Consider the following 4,400-nt stretch of genomic DNA (forward strand, 5'->3'; position numbering starts at 1 on the left):
ATGGCGAGGCAGCGAGTGATTATAGTGGTCACTCAGTCTCCAATGCAGGTGATGTGAATGGTGATGGCTTAGATGATTTGATTGTGGGGGCTTATCAAGCCGATCTGAGTGGTAAATCAGATGCAGGTAAATCCTATATTGTGTTCGGCAAACAAGACACTGATGTTATTAATTTATCAACTATTGTTGCTGGCACAGGTGGTTTTGTTATCAATGGCGAGTCAGCGGGTGATTGGAGTGGTTGCTCAGTCTCCAATGCAGGTGATGTGAATGGTGATGGCTTAGATGATTTGATTGTGGGGGCTCATCAAGCCAATCTGAGTAGTGGCAAATCGTATGTTGTATTTGGCAAACAAGACACCAATACCATTGAATTATCAGCCATTGCTGCTGGCACAGGTGGTTTTGTTATTAATGGTGAATCAGAGGGTGATTGGAGTGGCTACTCAGTCTCCAATGCAGGTGATGTGAATGGTGATGGCTTAGATGATTTGATTGTGGGGGCTTATCGAGCTGATCCAAGCGGTAAAATAAGTGCAGGTAAATCGTATGTTGTATTTGGCAAAAAAGACAATACCAATGCCATTGAATTATCAGCCATTGCTGCTGGTACAAGCACAGATGGCTTTGTTATCAATGGCGAGTCAGCGGATGATTATAGTGGCCGCTCAGTCTCCAGCGCAGGTGATATGAATGGTGATGGCTTAGATGATTTGATTGTGAGTGCTTGGGCTGCCGACCTGAGTGACAAGACAAGAGCAGGAAAATCGTATGTTGTATTTGGCAAACAAGACAATACCGCTATTAATTTGTCAGCCATTGCCGCTGGCACAGGTGGCTTTGTTATCAAAGGCGAGTCAGTGGGTGATTTGAGTGGCTACTCAGTCTCCAGCGCAGGCGATGTTAACGGCGATGGTTTGGATGATTTGATTATTGGTGCCATAAATGCCGATGCAAGCGGTGCATCAGACGCAGGTAAGTCGTATGTCGTGTTCGGCAAACAAGACAACGCGACTATTAATTTATCAGCCATTACCGCTGGCACAGGTGGCTTTGTTATCAATGGCGAGTCAAGGCATGATTATAGTGGCTTCTCAGTTTCCAGCGCAGGCGATGTTAACGGCGATGGCTTAGATGATTTGATTGTGGGTGCTTATTATGCCAATCCAAGCGATAAATCAAACGCAGGTAAATCCTATGTCGTGTTCGGCAAACAAGACAACGCGGCTATTAATTTATCAGCCATTGCCGCTGGCACAGGTGGCTTTGTTATCAATGGCGAGTCAGTGAATGATTGGAGTGGCTACTCAGTCTCCAGTGCAGGTGATGTGAATGGTGATGGCTTAGATGATTTGATTGTGAGTGCTCAGACTGCCGATCCAAACAATAAATCATACGCGGGTAAATCCTATGTCATCTTCGGCAAAACCGATACGGGTGCCATAGATTTATCAAAACTGGGCGGTGGGTCAAAATATACTATTGATTACCTTGGCGATGAAAACGCCAATACCCTTACCAGTACTACAACTAACAAAGCTGAAATCTTTGTTGCTGGCGCAGGCAACGACACCCTAACAGGCAACGGCGGCATGGATGTCTTTAATGCAGGTTTAGGCAGTGACACGATCATCATCAACGCCAGCAATATCACTGCATTAGAACAAACTGGCGCAGGCAACCGTGCCCGTGCTGATGGTGGCGGTGGTATTGACACCCTTAAATTAGAGGGAGCAGGTTTAACCCTAGATCTCACCAAGATCAGCAACAGACGCATTCAAGACATTGAAGTTATTGACATTACAGGCTCAGGTAACAACATTCTAACACTCAATTTAGACGAGTTATTAGACGCCTCTACTAGCACCAATATTCTTAAAGTACTGGGTAATAGTGGCGATAAAGTATATGCTGCTGGTTTTGGTGATTCAACCATTGATAAAACTGTTGATGGTATCACTTATGATGTTTACACTCATGATGACGCCAATACCAATGTTAATGCCGAACTTTGGATTCAAAAAGGTGTAATGTTAAAAGGGATACAGCGTGGCTTTGTTATCAATGGCGAGTCAAAGGATGATTTTAGCGCTCTACCAGTCTCCAGTGCAGGTGATGTTAACGGCGATGGCTTGGATGATCTGATTATTGGCGCTCATCAGGCCGACCCAAGTGGCAAGCTAGCTGCAGGTAAATCTTATGTTGTGTTTGGTAAAACCAACAGCAGTGCCATTAATCTGAGTGCCATTGCTGATGCAAGCAACCCTTTAGGCGGCTTTGTTATTAATGGCGAGGCAGCATATGATTGGAGTGGCTTCTCAGTATCCTGTGCAGGTGATGTTAACGGCGATGGCTTGGATGATTTGATTGTGGGTGCTTGGGGTAGTGGTCAATCTGATACAGGTAAATCTTATGTTGTATTTGGTAAAGCCAACAGCAGTGCTATTAATCTGAGTGCCATTGCTGATGCAAGCAACCCTTTAGGCGGCTTTGTTATTAATGGCGAGGCAGCGAGTGATTATAGTGGCTATTCAGTCTCCAGTGCAGGCGATGTCAACGGCGATGGTTTGGATGATTTGATTGTGGGTGCCTGGAGCGCCAGTCCAAGCGGTCAATCTGATGCAGGTAAATCTTATGTTGTGTTTGGTAAAACCAACAGCAGTGCCATTAATCTGAGTGCCATTGCTAATGCAAACAACCCGACAGGGGGATTTGTTATCAATGGCGAGGTAGCGAATGATTATAGTGGCTATTCAGTCTCCAGTGCAGGCGATGTCAACGGTGATGGTTTGGATGATTTGATTGTGGGTGCTTATCAAGCTGAGCTAAGTGGTAAAACACTGATAGGAAAATCTTATGTTGTGTTTGGTAAAGCCAACAATAGCGCCATTGATCTGAGTGTGATTGCTGATGCAAGCAACCCAACAGGGGGTTTTGTTATCAATGGTGAGGCAGCGTATGATTATAGTGGCTTCTCAGTCTCCAGTGCAGGCGATGTCAACGGCGATGGTTTGGATGATTTGATTGTGGGTGCTAAGGGTGGCGATCTAAATAATATAACCAATGTAGGTAAATCTTATGTTGTGTTTGGTAAAGCCAACAGCAGTGCTATTAATCTGAGTGCCATTGCTGATGCAAGCAACCCTTTAGGCGGCTTTGTTATTCATGGCGAGACAGCGGGTGATTTTAGTGGCTTCTCAGTTTCCAGTGCAGGCGATGTCAACGGCGATGGCTTGGATGATTTGATTGTAGGCGCCTGGGGTGCCCCAAGTGGTCAATCTACTGCAGGTAAATCTTATGTTGTGTTTGGTAAAACCAACAACAATGCCGTTAATCTAAGTGCCATTGCTGATGCAAACACCCCTACAGGAGGGTTTGTTATTCATGGTGAGGCATGGGGTGATCGGAGTGGCTTCTCAGTCTCCAGTGCAGGCGATGTCAACGGCGATGGCTTAGATGATTTGATTGTCGGTGCTAAGTATGCCGATCTCAGTGATAAGCCAAATGCAGGTAAATCTTATGTCATCTTTGGCAAAACCGACACCAATGCCATAGACTTGATAAAACTGGGCGGTAATTCCCAACACGCCATTGATTATCTCGGTGATAAAAACGCCAACACACTTGCAGGCACCAGTCGCGATGAAATCTTCGTTGCCGGCGCCGGCAACGATACCCTAACAGGCAATGGTGGCATGGATGTATTTAACGCCGGCTTAGGCACAGATAGCATTCTCATTAACGCCAGTAATATCACTGCATTAGAACAAACCGGCACAGGCAACCGTGCCCGTGTGAATGGCGGTGGTGGTGTTGATACTCTTAAATTAGACGGTGCAGATCTAACCTTGGATTTAACCAGTATCAGTAATACCCGTATTCAGGATATTGAAATAATTGACATTAGGGGTTCAGGCGACAATACCTTAAAACTCAATCTAAATAATCTACTAGATGCTTCCACCAGCACTAATATTCTTAAGGTGTTAGGGGATAGTGGTGACACTGTGAATATATCAGACTTTGTCAAGGCGGCAGGCATCACTAAAACCGAAGGCGGTATTACTTATGATGTTTATACTCATGGTTATGCCAACACTAATGCCAAAGCTGCACTTTGGATTCAACAAGGTATTAGCGTGAACGATCTACCTCCTGTTATCGATTTAGACCCTATGGCAGGCATTCAATCTAGTAGTTCAGTAATCGCAAACACAGCACAAATCACAGCAGGCATAGCGTTTAATGCAGACATTGAAGATGCCGCCGATATGGATATTAAAACCATTAAAGTGGTGTTAGGCGGTGCTGGCTTGAATGAAGTAAACGATAAATTAATATTGGATGCTGAGCTTGCGTTAAATGCTGATTTTGCCAAAGTAACGGGTAAAACCATTGGC

Annotated in this window: 1 protein-coding gene; it reads left to right on the forward strand. The window is 44.9% G+C overall.

The window, feature by feature from the left end; all coding sequences use genetic code 11:
• Positions 1-4,400: beta strand repeat-containing protein (locus BBROOKSOX_RS09110; RefSeq protein WP_139661250.1), on the forward strand; the 4,400-nt coding region annotated here is incomplete at both ends.

It is taken from the genome of bacterium endosymbiont of Bathymodiolus sp. 5 South (assembly GCF_900128535.1).
GTDB lineage: Bacteria > Pseudomonadota > Gammaproteobacteria > PS1 > Pseudothioglobaceae > Thiodubiliella.